We start from the raw sequence: 20,685 nt of genomic DNA, 5'->3' as shown, positions 1-20,685 counted from the left end.
TAGCTACCCATGCACGCATTACGTACATCCCTCATTTCACTACATTAACGTCTGACCCCTGATCCCTGAATCCTAGCCCCTTGCCTCAACTCTGCTCCTCTGCGTTAAACCCCGCTCTCTACTTCTGATAGCGGGTAATCAAAAAGCCATGTTCTTTGAGAAATTGCAAATTGAATTTAGCGACCATGCGATGTTCAGGCTGGCTGGGCGCAGCAAAATGGCTAATAAAATAGCGCTCGCCATAGTAAAACTCTATCTCGGTTGGCGTGATGCTAAATGGTGGGGTCGCCATCAGCGGCGCATATTCTAAAGTGATAATCATTTGCTGACCGCCAACCGGCAATAATTGATCGATCGTCGCACGATAGTGGTTGCGCATTTCGTGGGGCAAGGCAACCAAGGCCGCCCGATCATAAACTAAATCGATGTTGCCCACATCAGCGCTGGTTAAACTCAAGACATCGCGATTCAGAATCGTAATATTGCCTGAAACATAGCTGGTTGGGTCGGGCTGAACATAATCAAGCTCTTGCTCAGCGAAAAATTGCTCAATCGCGGTGGTCACCAACTCCACCCCAATCACGGCCTCGGCATATTGGCTGAACCAACGCAGATCGTTAGTTTTACCACATAGGGGCACAAGCACCCGTTTGCCCTGCAAAAATTCAGGCGTGGCAAAATGTTCAACATACGGGTGAATATCGCGCCGATGAAAGCTGGTTGCGCTACCGCCTTGTTGCCAAGAATTAATCCAAAATGTTGCTTCCATTGCAGGCTCCTTAATCTCTCACAAAGGTGCAACCGATGCCCCAAGCAAATTGCTGGCGAGAAAAAGGGGTGCATGGGCTAACCGCATCACAATGGTGATTATCCTACACGCTTCTCACACTTGATTCAAATATTAATTGCTCATAATTAATTAACATCCTATTAATAAAACCTTGGTTAAAGGTCGTTAGACTAACGCCTATCATTTGGCCTAGGTTAATTTTTTTAGCTCTTTTAAGGAGTCTGTATGTCGCTTTCGCGTCGCCAGTTATTGTTGGGCGCTGCGCTAGGGGCCACAGGCGCAGTCGTTCATGAGGATGTTGGGGCAGCGTCGCTGCAACCCTCGACAACTGAAGCCATGGCAACTCCGCCATTCGAGGTCATCGCGCTCTCGCGTATGGCCTACGGAGCACGTTCGGGCGATTTCGCCCGAGTTCGTACTATGGGTTTAACTGCCTATGTCGATGAGCAGCTTAACCCTAATTTCAACAACGACACCGATTGTAACACCCGCATCGCCAACGCCACTTTGCGCATCGTCTACGCCGCTGGCACTGGCTTTCCAGCAATGGATGAAATGCGCGGCCTCGTTACCCTCAACAAAACCCAGCCCGAATTATGGGAATTGCGCGTACATCCAGCCAACGCTGAGCGCATTCGCCCAATCGACGAAGTTGTAGCCGCCAATTGGATTCGCGCAATCTACAGCAAATGGCAATTGTTCGAGATTATGACCGATTTTTGGCATAATCACTTTAATGTTTGGGCCTATAGCGATACCCGCATCTCCTCGCTTTGGTCACACTACGACAAAAGCGTGATTCGCACTAATTGTTATGGCAACTTCCGCACGTTTCTCGAAGCGGTTGCCACCAGTCCCGCTATGTTGTATTACCTTGATAATGCTACCAGCCGCGACGGCCCTGCCAACGAAAATTATGCTCGCGAATTGTTTGAATTGCACACCTTCGGCTCCCAAAACTACCTCAATAATATCTACGACAACTGGCAAGAAGTGCCGCGCGATTCCCAAGGCCGCCCAATCGGCTATATCGATCAAGATGTCTACGAGGCGGCCCGTGCCTTTACGGGCTGGACGGTGGCTGATGGCACAGGCGGCATTCCCAATACTGGCTTGTTCCATTATCTCGATACATGGAACGATAATGCTCAAAAGATTGTGCTGGCCAACTTTTTAAATGCCAATGCTGGCCCGCAAGCTCATGGCAAAGCCGTGTTGGATTTAGTGGCCAAACATCCGGCCACAATTCGCAATCTTTGTACCAAACTCTGCCGCCGTTTGGTCAGCGATAATCCGCCAGCCTCGTTAATTGATAAAGCTGTAGCAACTTGGACAGCTAACTACACCGCCCCTGATCAGATCAAAAAAACTATTCGCACGATTTTGCTAGCTCCAGAATTTTTGAGCACATGGGGCGGCAAGATTCGCCGACCGAATGAAGTTGTTGCAGCCTATTTGCGCTCAACTGGAGCCGAAGTCAAACCTAGCGCCGAGCTATTTACCTGGGTTACCTTGGCGGGCTATCGCATGTTCAACTGGGCTACCCCAACTGGACACCCCGACGAGAGCGGCTATTGGAGCAGCAGCAACGCCCTGCTCAATACCTGGAACCTGTTATTCCACTTGCAGCAAAGCTATTTCCCGCCAGCAACCTTCGATCTACAAGGCCAAATGCCCGGCAGCGTAACCACCGTGCGTCAGATTGTCGATTTCTGGATTATGCGTATGCTGGGCTATCAACCTTCAGCCTTGGTCAAAACCAAATTGCTCAAACTGATGGGCCAAAACGGCAACCTCGATCAACCACCAACTGGAACCGCCAATGACGTTAAATTACGCTTGAGCAGCCTTGTGCATATGATTGGCATGCTCCCTGAATTTTATACCCGTTAGGAGGCTGCAATGGATTTAACACGTCGTCAATTTGTGGTTGGCTGTAGTAGTGCGATTGCAGCCATGGCTGGTGGTCGGTTAGGTGGTTTGGCCTTTGCTGAGCCAGGCGATATTCAACGCGATATTTTTGTAGTGGTGTTTTTACGCGGCGGCTGCGATGGCATCGGGATTGTCTCGCCGCTTGATGATGCCAATTTTCAAGCCGCCCGTAGCACAATCACCTTTCCAGGCAGTGGCACAGGCGCAGGCTTTGAATTAGGTTCGTTGAGTAATGTGCCATTTTGGTTGCATCCCAAAGCTGCTGCCTTCAAAGAATTGTACGATAGCCAAGATTTGGCTTTTATTCACGCCAGCGGCTTGACCAACGGCACGCGCAGCCACTTCGATGCCATGGATTTTATGGAACGTGGCACGCCCGACAATAAATCGACCAGCACTGGTTGGCTAACTCGCCACATGGCCGCCACCCGCCCCGACGGGGTTGTGCCAGTCATGTCAACTGGCTCAGCTTTGCCCGCTTCGTTGCTAGGCAGCCCAAACGCTGTGACGATCTCGAATGTGCAGCGCTACGCAATGCAGGGCTATTCGACCTATGGAGCACAACAACAAGCCTCATTAAACGAAATTTATGGCCAAACTGGTAGTTTGCTCGATGGCCCAGCCACCCGTTTGCTTAGCTCAATCGCGGCGGTCAAAGCGCGTAACCCCGCTAATCCGTATGTGCCAATTACCACCTATCCCGCTGGCGGTTTGTCGGATTCACTCAAAGCGATTGCCCAGATGATCAAACTCGATGTTGGCTTGCAAGTGGCAACGCTTGATTTTGGTGGCTGGGATACTCATGAATCGCAAGTGCCAATTTTGGGCAACCAACTTGATTTATTGACCCGTTCGCTGCATGCCTTCTACAACGACTTGATTGATTATCATAGCAAGTTAACGATTGTAGTGATGAGCGAATTTGGCCGCCGTTTGAAGGCCAATCGCAGCGCTGGCACCGACCATGGCCACGGCAATTTGGCCATGGTTTTAGGCGGCAACGTCAATGGTGGGCGGATTTTCGGGCGCTGGCCAGGCCTCGCCAATGCCCAACTTGACTATGGCGTTGATTTAGCGATCACCACCGACTATCGCACGATTTTGAGCGAAATTGTGGTTCGGCGCTTGCGCAACAATCGTTTAGGCTTAGTCTTCCCGCAAATTAGCCAATATCAACCGCTGGGCTTAGTCCGTGGCACAGATCTAACGATTGATTGGACTTCAGGCTTCCGCTCATACTTACCAATGGCCCGCCGCTAGCAGCGTCGTTGCGCCTAACAGCTTGATTATAGCGTTATTAGCAGCCATCCAAAATTCGGATGGCTGCTAATCCATGTTGGGATATAACACAAAAAGCATTCGGTATCCGTAAAAGTCCATTTGCTTATACAATTACGACAGGATTTAGTAGCGCAGCTAATCGGTTGATCAGGGCTTCAAAGGTTGCAGCGAATGTGTGAGATCGCTAGCAACCTAGGCTGATTGTGCCAGCTGCCATGGACGAGATAGCCTATGATTTTGCAAGAGTTTGCTCGGTATCATTCGCATTATTTTTTTGATCCCGATGACGCGATCTTAGCACCGTTGAAAATTTCCAATCCACGCGCCATCGATGGCTTAATTTGTATGTTGCCTGGCAGCGCAGTGGTGTTTTATCGTACTCCCCGCGGGCTATTTTTGCGTTTGAATCGGCGTGAATTGCAAATTGGCGATGCCACCAGCGCCGATGTGATTCGCGGCGAAACCAACACCCTGATTGTCTATGAACATGTGTATGAGCGGTTGCGCTGGAGTTACACCCCGCCAGCTTGGATCGCACCGCTCGTTCCCAACGAAAATGCCAGCCTCGACGAGGAGCATTTTGATTTTGGGGTATTTATCTACAACGTTTTGAGCAACAAGCAACGTAAACGGCTGGTTTTTTCGCGCAAATAAGCGATCTTCGCAGATTCTTCACGGGTTCAGGCTACAATACAACCATCACCCAGTGGAGGCTTGTATGAGTGCAAAAATTTTAATTGTTGAAGACGAGCGCAAAATTGCGATTGGTTTACAAAATTATTTAGAGGGCGTAGGCTATAGCACCATCACCGCCAGCGATGGCCAAGCAGGCCTTGATATGGCGCGGCGCGAACAGCCCGATTTGATTTTGCTCGATTTGATGTTGCCGATGGTTGATGGCTTTACGGTTTGTCGTACCTTACGCTCCGAATCAAGCGTTCCAATTATTATGTTAACTGCCCGAGTTGAGGAAGTTGATTCATTGGCGGGCTTGGAATTGGGCGCTGACGATTATATTACCAAACCATTTTCGCCGCGCCAAGTCGTTGCCCGCATTAAAGCTGTATTACGCCGGGTCAATGGCGAGCTAGAACCACCCATGATTGTCCGCAAAAGTGGGATTGAGATCGACCTGCAACGTCGCACCGTCGTGATTGAGCAAAATCCGATCACCAGCCTAACTCCGACCGAATTTGATTTATTGGTAACTTTAGTGCGCTCAGCAGGCCGCCCCTTGACCCGTAGCCAATTGCTTGATGCTGTCCAAGGTGAAGAAGGCGAGGCCTACGACCGCACCGTCGATGCCCATATCAAAAATGTCCGTCGCAAGATCGAGCCAAATCCCAGCGTTCCACGCTATATTTTGACGGTCTTTGGCGTTGGCTACAAATTTGCGGAATAAAGTATGAAACTGCAACGAAAATTATTATTAACCCACATCGCAGTTGCCCTCGTTGCAATTTTGCTGATTACGGCGGTGGCAAATTTCACCGTCAATCGCTATTTTAGCGATCTTGCGGCCAAACAGGCCAAACAAGCAGCCCAAGAGTTTGCCCCAACCTTGGCCACTTGCTATGAAATTATTGGCAGTTGGGATTTTAACGGCCAGCGTTGTATGCAGCTTGGGCCACGATCGTTCATGCCGCCGCAATTTCGCCATGTGGTGGTGGTTGATATAACTGGCGAAATCGTCTTTGATAGCCGTGGGCGCGGCCAAATCAATAAACCAACCAACACAATTACCCAACGCGATATCGAGCGCGGCGAACCAATTAGTGCTGAAGATGGCACAGTCATTGGCACAGTGATTGTGCGGCCCAATCAAGGCCAATTTGGCGCAGATGAAGATTATTTTTTGAGCATGGTGCGGCGCAATATTTGGTTGGCCGGAGGAATTACCGCCCTCTTAGCATTGGCAATTGGCATCGGCCTTGCGCGAACCTTGGCTGCGCCATTGCGTAGCCTAACCGCCGCTGTGCATCAATTAGCTCAGGGCGAGCGTTCAGTGCAAGTTGACGATTCAGGCAACGATGAAATTGCTGAATTAAGCCAAGCTTTCAACACCATGAGCAGCGAACTGCATCGCTCGGAGCAAGTCCGCCGCCAAATGGTCGCCGATATTGCCCACGAATTGCGTACCCCCCTGAGCGTACTGCAAATTGAGCTTGAAAGTATCGAAGATGGCGTAAGCAAGCCCACGCCTGAGGTGATTAGCTCATTGGGCGAGGAAGTGCAACAGCTGAATCATCTGATTGAAGATTTACGCACCCTTTCCTTGGCCGATGCAGGCCAGTTGAGCCTCAACCCAGTCGAACTAGAACCCCAAGATGTCGTCAATCGCGCGGTCAATCGCATGCAATTGGCGGCACGCGAAAAACAATTAGAGCTAGCCAACGATAGCGCCGAACAGATCGATTTGGTCCATGCTGATCCATCACGTTTACAACAAGTGCTGGTTAATCTTTTACAAAATGCCGTTCGTTACACCCCACAAGGTGGTAAAATTCGCGTGACTGCTCGCCAAAGTGCTGGTGAAGTTATTTTGGGCGTTCACGACACTGGCGCTGGCTTCGACCCAACCGAGGCTGCCACAATTTTCGAGCGTTTTTATCGCACCGATAAAGCTCGCACTCGAGATACTGGTGGCACTGGCTTGGGCTTAGCAATCGTCAAAGGCCTCGTGACCGCGATGGGTGGCAGGGTTTGGGCAACCAGTGTGCCGAACCAAGGTTCAAGTTTCTATGTTGCTTTACGAGCAATCAGCACCAAGGAGGGTGTATGAACGATTTGCCTGATGTAAGCGCAATGAACGAGTTTCAACGGGGCACACTCGCTGATACGCTTGGAATTAGCTTTACCGAAGTCAGTTTGGATCGGGTGGTAGCCACGATGCCAGTTGAGCGCAAAGTGCATCAACCATTTGGCTTGCTGCACGGCGGCGCATCGGTGGTTTTGGCCGAATCGCTGGCCTCGGTGGCTGGCTGGGCCAATGTGATGCACAACAATCAATTGGTTGTCGGGGTCGAAATCAACGCCAACCATCTGCGCTCAGTCCGTAACGGCGTGGTAACCGGAGTGGCCACACCACTGCATCGTGGGCGGCGCACCCAAGTTTGGGAAGTACGAATTAGCGATGAGCAAGATCGCTTGATCTGTGTTTCACGCTGCACGGTGGCAGTGGTTGACGCTGAAGCTTAGGGCCATGCCCTCACCACCTGACCCCCTCTTCCGCACAGCGAGGCGCGGGGGAACCATCCGATCATAACGCCCCTCGCCCGCCGCAGTGGGAGAGGGGTCGGGGGTGAGGGAACGCCCACGTAGTTCAATTATTAACTTCTGCCAAAAGCGCTGGTAACTCGGCAATACTCTCTAAAATCCAGGTTGGTTGCGCCATGCTGGGGGTTAATGTTTGATCCTGGCCCTTGCCTGTGCGCAACCAGACACTCGCCATCCCACTGTTTGCCGCCCCCACAATATCGGTCGTCAAATCATCACCGACCACGACAACTTCATCTGCTGAAAGATTCAAAGCTTGCATGGCCTGTTCAAAAAAGGTTTTGGTAGGCTTGCCCAAAATCGTTGGCTGAATTTGGCTGGCATATTCCAGCAAGGCCGCAAACGCCCCAGTATCAAGGTTCAAACCAGTGTTGCTTAAATAATTGCGGCCAGGCTGGCTCACTAGAAATTCAGCTCCCTGCAAAAGATGTCGAAAGGCTAGGTTAAGGCTTGCATAGCCATCGACATCGCCACAATGCCCCAACACCACATGGCTCACTGGCTCTTCAGGCTTAGGCGGATACTGCTGTTCGAGCCATGTTTTGACGATTTGCGGAGCCAGAATATATAAATTGGGGTCAGTATCGGCCAGATAGGTGGCAATCGCTTGGAGCGGGTTCATAATTTCATGGGCTTGGATCGGGATTTGGCGGGCTTGGAGTTTGGCAGCTAAGGTTTCGGGCAATTGTGAATCGGTATTGGTTAAAAATAACAATTGATAGCCAGCTGCCCGTAATTGTTCGATCGCCGCCACCGCCCCCTCGATAAGTGTGCCAGCGCTATAAATCGTGCCATCAAGATCAATTAAACATCCGCGAATTGGCATTGCAATTTCCTTTATTTCAAATAGATCTGAGCCCAATTGTATCAGTTTAGAGTTTGCACGTTCTCGATTCCAGCAGATACCCAGTTTGCCTCCCTTCCGTCCCTCCGCCGGAGGGAAACGCAGGGTATTTTCATCCCCCTGCACCCCTAAAGGACGATCTATGGATGACAAACCAATCAAAGAAGCCTCTGGAGTTATAGGCTTTGTAAGATATAGATAAACCTTATCTTTCAACTTAGACCAGCAGCATTATCAGGGCTAATTCGTGGTAGGATACAGCCTGATAATGCTGTTGCTCGTGGGGAGAGCCTTGTATGCAGATTGATTTAAATACATTTGTCATGCGCTTGGTGGCGATTGTTTTAGGTGTAACCATCCATGAATTTTCGCATGCCTTTGTGGCCTTGCGTTTAGGCGACCCAACTGCCGCCCAAGAAGGGCGGGTTTCGCTCAATCCGGTGGTGCATTTCGATCCACTGGGTGCGTTTATGATGTTTTTCGTAATGCTGGGTTATGCTCCAATGGCCTGGGGTCGGCCTGTGCCAATTAACGTCTTTCGGATTCGCTGGGGGCGGCGAGGCTTTGCACTTTCGTCGTTAGCAGGCCCAACCAGCAACTTATTATTAGCCTCAATCTTTGCCATCCCGCTCTATATTAATGGCGGGATGTGGCTCTCGGAGCAACTCTATACCTTTCTCTATTATGTGATTATAACTAATATTGGCTTGGCGGCCTTTAATATGCTGCCCTTGCCACCACTTGATGGCTTTAATACCTTTGCTGGCTTGTTGCCGCAAGGTTGGGCTACACCGATGGAGCGTTTACGGCGGCCAGCCAATATTATTTTGATGATCTTAATTCTCTTGCCATGGATGATCAATCGGCTTAATCTTGGTCAGCTTGATCTTGACCCACGGATTTTAGATGCCATGATTGCTCCGATCTACCAATTATTTCAACGGATCGTTTTGCCATTTGCTGGTTGTTGCCATGCCGTTGGACATAACCATGATCATGCTGAGGCCTAGGAGTTTTCATGAGTGCGCTGATGCGCTTAGGCCAACTCTGGGCGGCTTTACGGGCCACGGTAACTCCTGCCGAGCGTGCCTTAGTTCAACAACTTTTGACCAGCCACGAGTATCCACTGTTTGAACGCATGCCGCTGTATGATCAACGCCATTGCCTTGATGTGTATGCCACCTTGGTCGCTGCTGGTGAGCAGGATAGTGAGTTACTACGTCTGGCTTTATATCACGATACTGGTAAGGTTGATCGTCAAGGTCGGCCCGTATCGTTGATTTGGTATGGGATTGCGGTGGTATGGAAGCAGCTCGCGCCGCGATTCTATGTTTGGGCCGCGCAACAGCCACGTTGGTGGTGTCGTTCAATCTATCGTTATGCCCATCATGGGCCGCTGGGTGCTGATTTAGCCGCTGAGGCTGGGTGTTCGACCACAATTGTGGCGACAATTCGCCATTATCATGATGATGCCCCAACTGGTTTGGCTGCTCGTTTGCGTTGGGCCGACGATCAGCATTAATTCAAGGAATCGGCTGTGATTGAATATCTGCTACAGGCGTTGGGCTTGGGGCTGGCTGCTGGCCTCTTGCCTGGGCCAATGTTGGGCTTGGTGATTCGCGAAACCTTGGAGCATGGCCGCCGTGCAGGCTATTTGGTGGCCTGTGCCCCATTATTGACCGATGCACCAATTATCTTGATCGCGCTGTTTGTGGCCAATGCCTTGCCAGCCAGTATCAATCGTTGGTTAGGTTTGGCAGGTGGGCTATTTCTGATTTGGATGGGGATCGATGCCTGGCGAGCCAAACCACCAGCTGAGGCAAGTGGCGCACCATGGGCTAGCTTATGGCGGGCTTTAATTACCAACTGGCTTAATCCGCATCCATGGTTATTTTGGCTGCCAGTAGGCGGGCCATTGCTAATTAGCATTCAACGTCAGCATAGTTGGTTGGCGACTGTCAGTTTTTTGCTGGTCTTTTATCTTTTGTTGATTGGCAGCAAAATTTTCCTGTGCGAGATCGTCGCTCGTTCGCGGCGCTTTTTGCAAGGCGCGGCCTATCGTTGGGTTATGCGCGGCTGTAGTCTGTTATTGATTGGCTTGGGCATAGTACTTATAGCTGAATATCTAGGCTGATCGGCAATTGATCAGGTTAGGCATTATCCCCCATTCAGGTGGCAATAAAGCTTGACCTTGGTACACTCTTTGCTTGAGAGCATAATGCTATAATCGAACGAACCCAAGCTTTTAACCATAGATGAGTACTGTTATGAACGCATTAGCGTGTACAAATTGTCAAATGTCGCTAGCACCAGGTGCACGATTCTGTTCGCATTGTGGAACGGTTGCGCCAACACCACTTGCTATCAACCTTCCACGCGAAGCAAGCGGCACGCTGCGGCGTGGGGTGATTCTCCAAGAGCGTTATAAAATTATGACCTTTATTGGAGCTGGTGGTTTTAGTCGGGTTTATGGCGCAATCGATTTGCGGCTCAAAACGCCCTGCGCTATCAAAGAAAATAATGAATTTGATCAATCGGCTCATGCGCAGTTTTTGGCCGAAGCCCAATTGTTGGCGCGTTTGCGTCACCCCAGCATGACCAAAGTCACCGATTATTTTACTGATCCCAGCGGGGCTCAGTTTTTGGTGATGGAATATGCACCTGGCAAAGATTTAGAAAAGATGATGGATGAAGCCAAAGAGATGGTTTCGTGGCGCAAGGTGGCTGAATGGGGTCAAATCGTCTGTGATGTGCTGACCTATTTGCACACCCAAGAGCCACCAATTATTCACCGCGACATTAAACCTGCAAATTTACGTTTGACTCCACACGGCGACTTGATGGTAATTGACTTGGGGATTGCCAAAGAATATCGCGATGGCTCGGCCACAACTCGCGCTGCCCAAGCCTATTCAGGTGGCTACTCGCCAATTGAGCAATATCTGGGTCAAGGTACTGACCCACGTTCAGATTTGTATGCCTTGGGTGCAACGCTCTATCATTTATTAGTTGGTAAGATGCCGCCCGAAGCACCCAACCGCTTGCGGGGCATTTCGATGCAAACTGTCGAACAAGCTCGCCCCGATATTCCAGTCTTGTTGGCGCGGGCAATCGATCGAGCCATGGCGATTGAGCCTGAGCATCGCCCGCCGAGCGCTGCGGCCTTGCATATGGTCTTCGAACGGGTGCTTGAGCAAGATCAAGCGGTCAGCATCAGCCAACCTGCCGTGATTGCTCAAGCGGCAACCGCCCGAACCCTGCAAGCTGCGGCTCAAGCGGTGGCTACGCCTGTGGCAATTAGTCAACCACGCATCGGCACTCAACCGCGCTCGACCATCAATGCGGGGCAGCCCAGCCGCCCATTGCATGTACCAAGCGAACTCCGTGCTGAACGCTTGCCGCATGGCATTATCTGGGAAGGCGATCGACGTGAAATGGTACGGGTTATGGCTGGACCAATGCCCATGGGCAGCGAAGGCAATGATCCCGATGAAGTTCCGGTGCATCGGCTTGACCTCAAAACCTTTTTGATCGACCGTTTTCCGGTGACATGCGCCGATTATGCCCGTTTTGTGCAGGAAACTGGCACAACTGCGCCACGTTATTGGGGTGGCCCATTGCCGCCACATATCATCGAAGATCATCCAGTCGTCGAAATAACTCACGACGAAGCGCGAGCTTATGCACGTTGGGCGGGCAAGCGGCTGCCAACCGAAGCTGAATGGGAAAAAGCGGCAACTTGGGATGCCACAACTGGGCATAAGCGGGTTTATCCTTGGGGCGATCAATGGGATGAGCATCGCGCCAATGCGCGTGAAGGCGGGGCAGGCGGAACCGTGCCAATTGGCGCTTATTCACCACAAGGCGATAGTCCGTGTGGCGCAGCAGAAATGGCTGGCAATATTTGGGAGTGGACAGATACGGCCTATAAGCGCTATCCTTATGACCCAAGTGATGGCCGCGATTTCCCTAAGAATGCTGGCTTGCGCGTCACCCGTGGTGGGTCGTGGTCGTGTTCGCCGGATGCATTACGCGGAGCGAATCGCAACATAGCTGCTGCCAACGATGCTGATTTTGAGGTAGGCTTCCGTTGTGCCGCTGATGTACGCGAGGATTGGTAATGACACAAACTGCCTTAGTGTTGCTGGATGTTCAAGTCAATATGTTCGCACCCGAGGCAACGGTCTATGCTGGTGAACGTGTGTTGGAAGCAATTGCTAGATTAATTAGTGCTGCACGAGCCAACAATGCAGCAGTGGTGTATGTGCAACATAATGGCGGCCCCGATGATCCTGATGCCCCAGGCAGCGCTGGTTGGCAACTGCACGAGGTTTGCAAGCTCCAAGCAGGCGATTTGGTTGTGCAAAAAGAAACGCCCAACGCCTTTTTACACACCGATTTGGCCGAAATGCTACGCCAGCGCGAGATCAAACAGCTAGTTTTAGCGGGCTTTCAAACTGAATTGTGCATTGATACCACCTGTCGGGCAGCCTGGTCGCGCGGGTTTCGCGTGAGCCTCGCCGCCGATGCCCATAGCACCTTCGATGGCGAAACGCTCAAAGCAGCCCAAATTATTGCCCACCATAATAGCGTGCTGCGCAATTTTGCCAAAGTCTATTCAACCACCAACATTACATTTTAATCAGCAACGCCGATCGCTAGAAACTCAGCGATCGGCGTTCCTTTGATCTACGAAGATTTTTTAGCCACGAATTGCACGCATTACACGAATGATTATTTTTCGCCACAGATTGACACAGATGTTTAGGATTATGATCGTGCTAGCCCAAAGCCATCAATTCATAACCATATCTTCTCTGTGCCTCTGCGTTAAGTTCTAATTCTGATTTGCCTTTTGATTTTTTGACCTCTGACTTAACCCTATGTTCTATGTTCTTTGCTCTATGTGTAATGGTTTATTGGGTTAGCAATGATCGTTTTCCCTCACCCCCTCGCCCCCTCTCCCGCACGCGAGGCGAGGGGGAACCGGGAGTGCTCCCCTCGCCCGCCGCAGTGGGCGAGGGGCTGGGGGTGAGGGCACGGTGGAACTGGTTGTTAACCGTATAATCCATTACATCTATGCTCTAACCTTCATAATTCATCCTTCGCACCTGACTCAATATATTCAAGGCTTTGGTGGCGGAAATAGGTGTTATATAGTTCGGCATAATGGCCAGCTTGATCGAGCAGGCCTTCGTGGCTGCCAGTTTCGATGATTTCGCCCTTGCGCAGCACGATAATTCGGTCGGCATGGCGCACGGTCGAGAGTCGGTGGGCAATCACAATTGCTGTGCGATCTTTCAAAATCACATCAAGCCCTTCTTGAATCAAGGCTTCGGTTAGCGGATCGATGCTGGCGGTCGCCTCATCCAAAATTACAATCGCTGGATTTTGCAATAACACGCGAGCTAAGGCCACCAATTGGCGTTGGCCAAGCGAGAGATTGCCGCCACGCTCACCAACATCGGTATCAAGGCCATTCGGCAAGCTGCCCAACCAATCGCCGCCGCCAACCAAGCGTGCTACGGTTTGGACTTCTTCATCAGAGGCATCGGGCTTGCCATAGCGAATGTTCTCACGCACATTGCCATCAAACAAGAATGGCGTTTGGGTCACAATCCCGAGTTGGCTACGATAATCACCAAGATCAAGCTCACGAATATCCACACCATCGATTTCAATCGTGCCATGTTGAAACTCGTAGAAACGGGCAATTAGTTTGGCAATGCTCGATTTACCTGAGCCTGTATGCCCAACCAACGCAATCGTTTCGCCTGGCTGAATTTCTAGTGAGAAATTGCCTAACACTGGTTCATCGGGGGTATAGCTGAAATTAACCTGCTTGAAGTTGATCCGGCCATGCACAGGCATGAGTTTGCGATTATTATTTTGCACCACATTCGATTCCGCATCAATTAGGGCAAAAACCCGTTCGCCTGCGGCTAAACCCAGTTGAAATTGGCTCCAGAATGAGGCAATACTGGTCAATGGGAACCAAAACATGGTCAAGCCTTGGACAAACAAGAACCAATCGCCAATGCTTAAACTTTCAGTATTGACCGAAACTGCGCCCCAATACACCAGCAAAGCCGTGCCAATCCCCGCCAAACCGTTCATCAATGGAAAGATGCTGCTAAATACAAAGCGGGTTTTTTGATTAACGCTGCGCGATTTTTCATTAACTTCATGAAATTCGCTGTAAATCACTGGCTCTTGGCGAAAGGTTTTGGCCACACCAATTCCGCTGACGGTTTCTTGAATGTGGCTGCTCACCGTCGCAGTCATCCGACGCGATTGGGTGATTGTGCGGCGGGCGATTTTGCGGAAGGCCAAAGCAAATAAAAAGATAATCGGGGCAAAGCCCAGCAAGGTAAAGGTCAGCTTGACATCAATCGTAAACAGGTAGCCAATCAACAAACTGACCAGCAACAAGCGGCTCAATAGATCGAGGGTCAGGGTCATGACCTGCGAAAAGGCTTGGGTATCGGAGTTGACTCGACTGACGACCTTGCCCGATTGAAAGGTATCGTAGAACGACATATCACGCTCAAGCACTGCATCGCAGGCATCTTCGCGCAAGGCTAGCACCACATCGCCCACGGCGCGGCTAGAGAGCTGCTGGCGAACTGCATTAAAAACCCAAGCTAGCGTGGCAATCAAGCTCAAACCAACCGCCAAGTAGATAAATGTACTTAGGCTCCGATCAATCTGTAGCTGATCGATGCTAATTGAAACAAAAATTGGTAAGGCTGTATCCAGCACTGCATTCAAAAAAATTGCTCCCGCAGCAATCGCCATGGCACGGCGTTGCGGCGAGAAATAGTGCATGATGCGGCGCAATAACTGACCATCGGTATACGTCCGGTCATAGGCCTCGGCATCAAGCCCATCCATAATAAAGCCCATAATTCACCCCAAGTAGCTCAGATTTGCTGTTTATGACCTTGTTAGTATCGTTGATTTTACCCCAACTCACTACCGCCCTAAGTCGGATCTCCACACCAATTTGGCGGGATTGTGAAGGTAGATCACTGAAACCACGAAGAGCGCGAAGAGCACGAAGGGGAGCGGGATCAAGGGTAGGTTTAGCGTGCCCTCACCCCCGACCCCTCGCCCACTGCGGCGGGAGAGGGGCATTCCAATCGTCATGATACGGTGGTTCCCCCTCGCCTGCTGGGCGGGAGAGGGGGTTAGGGGGTGAGGGGATATTATCTTCATGCAAATAACCTAGACCTAAGTTTGGGCAGTTTACCCTAGTCAAGGCTCTTTGGTTCGTGTTATAGTGATAGGAGCGGTGTCAATTATTTTTAAGGATTTGCGGAGGTGTTATGACTGTTCAACAGATGCTCTGGAAGAGTGGCCCAACCGATGCGCCATTGCCCCCGGTTGCCGATGGCTCGTTTTTGGTGGGCAGTTTGCAGGCAATGCTCAGCGATCCAATTGATTTTTTCGTTAAGCAATATCAAAAATTTGGCCCGATTTTTCGCGTCAAAGCCCTCAACAATAAATTTACAATTTTGGCTGGGCCTGAGGCATGTCTCTTTTTAGCCCGCGAAGGTACCAAGCATTTTAGCTCGTGGGAAACCTGGCACTCAATGGATGCTGAAATGGGTGCTTCGAAATCGCTGATTAGCGTCGATGGCGAACAGCATTCGCGCTTGCGGGCCTTGCAAAAACGCGGTTATAGCCGCCAAACGATTGAAACGCAATTTCCCGAAGTACTCAAGGTTGTTCATGGCTTTTTGGATCAATGGCAGGTTGGTACATCAAAAAGCACAGTCACCCAACTCCAACGCTTGATTACCGATGAATTGGGGATGTTGATTGCAGGCCAAGGCCCAGGTGATTATATCGATGATGTGCGGACATTCGTGCGGATTGCGCTCATGACCCACATCACGCGCCAACGCCCAGGCATTTTGCGCATGCTGCCTGAATATCGGCGTGCCCGCGACCGTAGCTTGGAATTGAGCAAGCAGGTACTGAAAGCGCATCGTAACGGTGCACGCGATACCAACCGCCCACCAAGCCTGATCGACGATATTATTGCCGCTACCAATGATCCTAGCTTAATGCCTGAAGGCGATTTGGTCATGACCGCCTTGGGGCCATATATCGCAGGCTTGGATACGGTCGCCAATACGATGGCATTCTTGTTGTATGTGCTGACCACCAAGCCCGAGCTATACGAACAAGTTGAAGCCGAAGCCGATGCGTTGTTTGCCAATGGCGTGCCTGATCCAGCCGATTTGCGCAAAATGGAAGTGTTGCATCGCGTGGTGCTTGAAAATTTCCGCATGTATCCAATTGCGCCAGCTGTGCCGCGCACCGTCAAAGCTCCATTTGAGTTTGGTGGCTATCGGGTTGATGCAGGTATACGCACCTTGGTAGCAACTACGGTCGGCCATTTCTTGCCCGAACTCCACCCCGAGCCAGAAAAATTCGATATTGATCGCTATTTGGCTCCGCGTAACGAGCACCGCATTCCTGGGGCATTCGCGCCATTTAGCACTGGCTCACACACCTGCTTGGGTGCTGGCCTAGCCGAAGTCCAAATTATGCTGACCACTGCTGCCCTGTTGCACTATGCCAAGTTCGAAGCTGATCCAATTGATTACAAGTTGAAGAAAGTTTTTGCCCCAACCCCAGCCCCCGACAGTAGCTTCAAATTGCGCTTGGTCGCCCGCCGTAACAGCTAAATCAATTTAAGTGCGTTTATTGTGATCGGCATGGAGCATACTTCCATGCCGATTTTGGCTTGGCACGAGTTGCTTGTGGTACCATACGCTGCGAAGCCACGATCAACAGGAGTAGCTATGACAACCAGCGATTGGCAAACGCCCGAATGGGTCAAACATGCCGTCTTTTATCAGATTTTCCCTGAGCGCTTTGCCAATGGTGATCGAACCAATGATCCGGCGAATGCGCAGCCTTGGGGTACAAGCCCAACCTTGTATAATTATATGGGCGGCGATTTGCAAGGAATTATCGATAAGCTTGATTATTTAGTTGATTTGGGCATTAATGCGCTGTATCTCAACCCAATTTTTCAAGCCACAACCTCACATAAATACAATACCTTCGATTATTTCAAAATCGATCCCCATTTTGGTACGCTAGAAACCTTTAAAACCTTATTGAATGAAGCGCATCGCCGTGGAATTAAAGTTATTCTCGATGCAGTGTTTAATCATTGTGGCCGCGGCTTTTTTGCTTTTCACGATGTAATTGAAAACGGTGTGCACTCACCCTACACTAATTGGTTTCATATCTCACGCTTTCCAATTCATCCCTACGAATCACGCTATTCAGCCAATTATCGTACTTGGTGGGATTTTCGCGAGTTGCCCAAATTCAATACCGATAATCCGGCGGTGCGCAAATATTTGCTTGATGTAGCTCGCTATTGGATTGAATTAGGCATTGATGGTTGGCGCTTGGATGTGCCAAATGAAATTGATGATCATAATTTTTGGCGTGAGTTTCGTACAATTGTCAAAGATATTAATCCTGAAGCCTATATTGTGGGCGAAATTTGGACTGACGGCTCAGCTTGGCTGCAAGGCGATCAATTTGATGCCGTGATGAATTATTTGTTTCGTGATTTATGTACCGATTTCTTTGCTAGCTATCGGATGCGAGCTGCCGATTTTGCCGCTGGAATCGACCATTTGATTGTGCGTTATCAGCCGCAAGTGACCTATGTCCAATTTAATTTGCTTGGTTCGCACGATACTGCACGCTTTTTAAGCGTTGCCGAAGAAGCTGGCAAATGGGCTTTAGAGCGCATGAAATTGGCGGTTTTGTTCAAATTAATCTTTCCTGGTGCGCCATGTATCTATTATGGCGATGAAATTGGCTTGCATGGCGGCAAAGATCCCGATTGTCGGCGCTGTTTCCCGTGGGATCAACCGCAAACCTGGCAGACCGATCTCCAAACTTGGACCAAACGCTGGGTTAAATTTCGTCATGAGCATAATGCCTTACGGACTGGCCATTATGCAACGCTGTTTGCCGACAACGATATGAATATTTTTGCTTGTGCCCGTTGGGATACGCAAAGCCAATTTGTGATAGTGCTGAACAATAATGAAACGCCATGGACGCTTGATTTGCCGTTGCATGCCCAATTACCCAGCGTCGCCCACTATCGCGATGTGCAAACTGGCGAGCTATATAGCGTGGCCGAGGGCAAAATTCGCGAGGTAGCATTGGCTCCGTGGAAGCATTTGGTATTACAAGCTGAATAATCAATCAGGGCTGCCCAGCGGCGGGCAGCCCTGATTTGCTAAATCCAGCGGCGGGTTTGGGCTTGATAGGCGGTATACTGCTCGCCAAAATTCGCTAGCATCGCCCGCTCTTCAAAGGCAATATACCAACGATCAACAATAATGACGAATGCCACAACCAGCACCAAATTCGAGATCGCCGCGCCAAGCAACAGGGCAATGCCCAATAAACTGAGGCTAAAACCCAAATACATGGGGTTGCGACTCCAACAAAACCAACCTGAAATTACCAAACGATCAGGCTGACCAAAGGTTATAATATTTGTACCAATTTGGCGAAAATGGCGGGCGCTGCTGATCGCGACAGCCAAACCAGCAACCCCAATCAACAAACCAAGCCAATTAAACGGCGTTGGCACTAAAAGCCCAATTGGCCAAAGCCAGCGTAATCCCAGCATGAGGCCAATCGTCAACAAAAAGAGCCTTGGCGGGAGTAATTTTTGCATAGCCAGCGATTCCTTTCCACAACAACTGCTGCTCAATCTAGCACAGCCGTTGAATCAATGAAATCAGCAAACTATGGCCTATCTATTAACATTATTAATCATCAGCTCGCAGCCATGCCAAAATTTTCCAGGTCGCACGGCAATCGGCCTCTAAATAACGGCTGAGCAATTGCATTTCGGCGCTGGCGCGTGGATTGGACTGGCGATAGGCATACCAACCAACTAATTGGGCTTGAGAGCCGTCGGCTAAATCGCTGGGCCAAGCCGGATCATATTGGGGATCAAGTGCGGCCAAAGCTTTGGCAATGCTTTTGAGTGAATAATCCCACGCGCCTGGCACAGCGCAAGCATTATCCACCAACACATTTTTCAAATCGAACCATGGCAAATTGAGCAACAGATGATCGCTGGGCAATTGATGACGGGCCGCAGCATGGCGACATTCAACTGGCTCGGCGTTATGCCAATGATAGAGTACCGCTTGATCAAGCTGCTGATTGGTTTGGGCTTGTAACACGGCGATGAATTCAGCCAAGATTGCTTGCTCGGCAGCATGATCTTCGCGCTCAGCAATACACTCGTGGTAGTGCCACTGACCATTTTCCAACCAACCAATCCCAATCATAAAAATCATGGGCGTACCTTGGAGCGTGGGCCATTGCTGCTCAAAATTCACATTCAAATTGCTAAAAAACTCAAAATCAACAAAAAATTCGTAGGGTTTGGCGGCTGGTGCAATCCCTTGGGCACGCTGGGCAAGGCCTGTATGGTTGGCTTGCATAATCGCTTTCATCGGGTCGGGATATTTCATCACGCCCTTGGGCAAGCTTTGGCTGGCGGCGTTCATGAGGCTGGCCAAACTGGTAATCCCAGCTTTGACCAATTTTTGTTGGGCCGCCGCGCCAATATTCCAGAGCCGCAACATCTCGCCACCTGGTTGGCGTTGGCGAATTTGGGTGCGGGCTTTGCCCCAGCGTTCATCGTTAACATTCGGGTTCAACTGCACAATCGGGTCGTTCCAGGGCACATATTGGCCGCCATCGCGCACAATCTCGAAATAGCGCTCGCAGTTTTGGCGAATATCAGCATCAAGCGGCTGATCAAGCTGAACTTCGATTGGAATCGAGATTGGATTATGCAAGCGATCACGGGTAATTAGGAAGGCATGCCGCGGCATAATGCCCTGAATCTGACCTAGCATATAACTATACATACGAGTTTGAGCGCTGTAGCAACTCAAATCAGCAGCTTTTTCGCGCTTCTCAAGATTGCTTGAAAACTTCAAATCAAGCACCAAATAATGTTCAGTTTCGTCGACCAAATGTGCCTGTTCAGGGTATTGTTGGCGAAACCACGAGCTAAGTACAATCAAATCGGGGGTGCCAAAAATTCGCTCAGTCGGCCACCACAAGGCTGGTTGGGCAATCACAGGCGTTCCGGCCTCAATTAGATCGAGAGTTTGGGCGACACGCTGAGCTTCGCGGCCTTCATAGGGTTCGATACAAACCTGAACGGCATTGGGCGCGACACGTTGCAGCCAAGCCAGCTCGAATTGCTGGCCTTTTTCCGCCAGAAAATCGATAAAAGCATAACTGAGCGTTTCAGGGGCAAAACCATGCGCCGCGCCATGATGCTCCAGCCAAATCGCGGCAGGATCATTTAAGTAGAGCGAGCGAATTTTGGTGGGCGGTAGCCAATCGTTGCCTACCACTGTTTGGTTTTGTAATAATAGCCGCAGAGCATCCGACACTCGTAGCATACAACATCCCTCTGGTGCATTGGCAAATGGGGTAAGCATACCATAAGACAAGGATGAAGGATGAGGAA

General features: G+C 50.3%; 18 protein-coding genes. 13 read left to right on the top strand and 5 right to left on the bottom strand.

Translation table 11 applies throughout. From position 1 onward, the window contains the following. Window positions 1-118 precede the first annotated feature (118 nt). The gene (locus ABEB26_RS08070; RefSeq protein ID WP_345721459.1) at window positions 119-769 is read right to left on the bottom strand and encodes a class I SAM-dependent methyltransferase; all 651 of its coding nucleotides are present in this window, start codon (window positions 767-769) and stop codon (window positions 119-121) included. A 246-nt stretch (window positions 770-1,015) separates the two neighbouring features. On the opposite strand from ABEB26_RS08070, the gene ABEB26_RS08065 reads away from it, so the two are divergent. The 6 genes from ABEB26_RS08065 to ABEB26_RS08040 all read left to right on the top strand — a co-directional run bounded on the left by ABEB26_RS08065 (window position 1,016) and on the right by ABEB26_RS08040 (window position 7,201). After that, a complete protein-coding gene (locus tag ABEB26_RS08065; RefSeq protein WP_345721458.1) occupies window positions 1,016-2,683 on the top strand; it encodes a DUF1800 domain-containing protein in 1,668 nt (555 codons plus the stop codon). Window positions 2,684-2,692: 9 nt separating this feature from the next. Further along, window positions 2,693-3,982: a DUF1501 domain-containing protein gene (locus ABEB26_RS08060; RefSeq protein WP_345721457.1), complete on the top strand. Its 1,290-nt coding sequence runs from the start codon at window positions 2,693-2,695 to the stop codon at window positions 3,980-3,982. 252 nt (window positions 3,983-4,234) lie between these two features. Beyond that, the gene (locus ABEB26_RS08055) at window positions 4,235-4,657 is read left to right on the top strand and encodes a hypothetical protein (RefSeq protein WP_345721456.1); all 423 of its coding nucleotides are present in this window, start codon (window positions 4,235-4,237) and stop codon (window positions 4,655-4,657) included. A gap of 64 nt (window positions 4,658-4,721) precedes the next feature. Continuing rightward, entirely contained in the window at window positions 4,722-5,405 is a 684-nt protein-coding gene (locus ABEB26_RS08050; RefSeq protein WP_345721455.1) for a response regulator transcription factor, read from the top strand. 3 nt (window positions 5,406-5,408) lie between these two features. Then, on the top strand, window positions 5,409-6,785 hold the full coding sequence (locus ABEB26_RS08045; RefSeq protein WP_345721454.1) for an ATP-binding protein: 1,377 nt from the start codon (window positions 5,409-5,411) through the stop codon (window positions 6,783-6,785). Then, window positions 6,782-7,201: a hotdog fold thioesterase gene (locus ABEB26_RS08040; protein ID WP_345721453.1), complete on the top strand. Its 420-nt coding sequence runs from the start codon at window positions 6,782-6,784 to the stop codon at window positions 7,199-7,201. Before ABEB26_RS08045 ends, ABEB26_RS08040 begins: the two co-directional genes overlap by 4 nt. Before the next feature lie 124 nt (window positions 7,202-7,325). Here the strand turns inward: ABEB26_RS08040 and ABEB26_RS08035 are convergent, their stop codons facing one another. Continuing rightward, window positions 7,326-8,105 carry an HAD-IIA family hydrolase gene (locus ABEB26_RS08035; protein ID WP_345721452.1) on the bottom strand — a complete coding sequence of 260 codons (780 nt, stop codon included), beginning with the start codon at window positions 8,103-8,105 and terminating at the stop codon, window positions 7,326-7,328. 314 nt (window positions 8,106-8,419) lie between these two features. Here ABEB26_RS08035 and ABEB26_RS08030 point away from each other — a divergent pair, with 314 nt between their 5' ends. From ABEB26_RS08030 to ABEB26_RS08010, 5 genes are all read left to right on the top strand, one after another. Beyond that, complete coding sequence (locus tag ABEB26_RS08030; RefSeq protein ID WP_345721451.1) at window positions 8,420-9,133, top strand: site-2 protease family protein; 714 nt, start codon at window positions 8,420-8,422, stop codon at window positions 9,131-9,133. An 8-nt stretch (window positions 9,134-9,141) separates the two neighbouring features. Beyond that, window positions 9,142-9,645 (top strand): hypothetical protein, encoded by a 504-nt coding sequence (locus tag ABEB26_RS08025; protein WP_345721450.1) that lies wholly within the window; start codon window positions 9,142-9,144, stop codon window positions 9,643-9,645. A 15-nt stretch (window positions 9,646-9,660) separates the two neighbouring features. Further along, window positions 9,661-10,257, top strand: a complete 597-nt coding sequence (locus ABEB26_RS08020) for a LysE family translocator (protein WP_345721449.1) — start codon at window positions 9,661-9,663, stop codon at window positions 10,255-10,257. A 133-nt stretch (window positions 10,258-10,390) separates the two neighbouring features. After that, entirely contained in the window at window positions 10,391-12,244 is a 1,854-nt protein-coding gene (locus tag ABEB26_RS08015) for an SUMF1/EgtB/PvdO family nonheme iron enzyme (protein ID WP_345721448.1), read from the top strand. After that, a complete protein-coding gene (locus ABEB26_RS08010; protein WP_345721447.1) occupies window positions 12,244-12,765 on the top strand; it encodes a cysteine hydrolase family protein in 522 nt (173 codons plus the stop codon). Before ABEB26_RS08015 ends, ABEB26_RS08010 begins: the two co-directional genes overlap by 1 nt. Window positions 12,766-13,214: 449 nt before the next feature. Here ABEB26_RS08010 and ABEB26_RS08005 read toward each other — a convergent pair whose 3' ends face one another. Beyond that, window positions 13,215-15,029: an ABC transporter ATP-binding protein gene (locus ABEB26_RS08005; RefSeq protein WP_345721446.1), complete on the bottom strand. Its 1,815-nt coding sequence runs from the start codon at window positions 15,027-15,029 to the stop codon at window positions 13,215-13,217. A 422-nt stretch (window positions 15,030-15,451) separates the two neighbouring features. Between ABEB26_RS08005 and ABEB26_RS08000 the strand changes: the two genes are divergently transcribed. Further along, entirely contained in the window at window positions 15,452-16,822 is a 1,371-nt protein-coding gene (locus ABEB26_RS08000) for a cytochrome P450 (protein ID WP_345721445.1), read from the top strand. A 117-nt stretch (window positions 16,823-16,939) separates the two neighbouring features. Beyond that, a complete protein-coding gene (locus ABEB26_RS07995; protein ID WP_345721444.1) occupies window positions 16,940-18,373 on the top strand; it encodes a glycoside hydrolase family 13 protein in 1,434 nt (477 codons plus the stop codon). Between the two features lie 38 nt (window positions 18,374-18,411). Here ABEB26_RS07995 and ABEB26_RS07990 read toward each other — a convergent pair whose 3' ends face one another. Together ABEB26_RS07990 and ABEB26_RS07985 are read right to left on the bottom strand one after the other, a co-directional pair. Further along, window positions 18,412-18,858: a methyltransferase family protein gene (locus tag ABEB26_RS07990; RefSeq protein WP_345721443.1), complete on the bottom strand. Its 447-nt coding sequence runs from the start codon at window positions 18,856-18,858 to the stop codon at window positions 18,412-18,414. 94 nt (window positions 18,859-18,952) lie between these two features. Beyond that, window positions 18,953-20,617, bottom strand: coding sequence for a ribonuclease H-like domain-containing protein (locus ABEB26_RS07985; RefSeq protein ID WP_345721442.1), 1,665 nt, complete (start codon window positions 20,615-20,617; stop codon window positions 18,953-18,955). Window positions 20,618-20,685: the final 68 nt, after the last annotated feature.

Origin of the sequence: Herpetosiphon gulosus (assembly GCF_039545135.1) — a bacterium.
Taxonomy (GTDB): Bacteria; Chloroflexota; Chloroflexia; order Chloroflexales; family Herpetosiphonaceae; genus Herpetosiphon; species Herpetosiphon gulosus.
The sequence above is the reverse complement of the archived record's forward strand: the minus strand, read 5'-3'. Positions and strand labels throughout refer to the sequence as shown.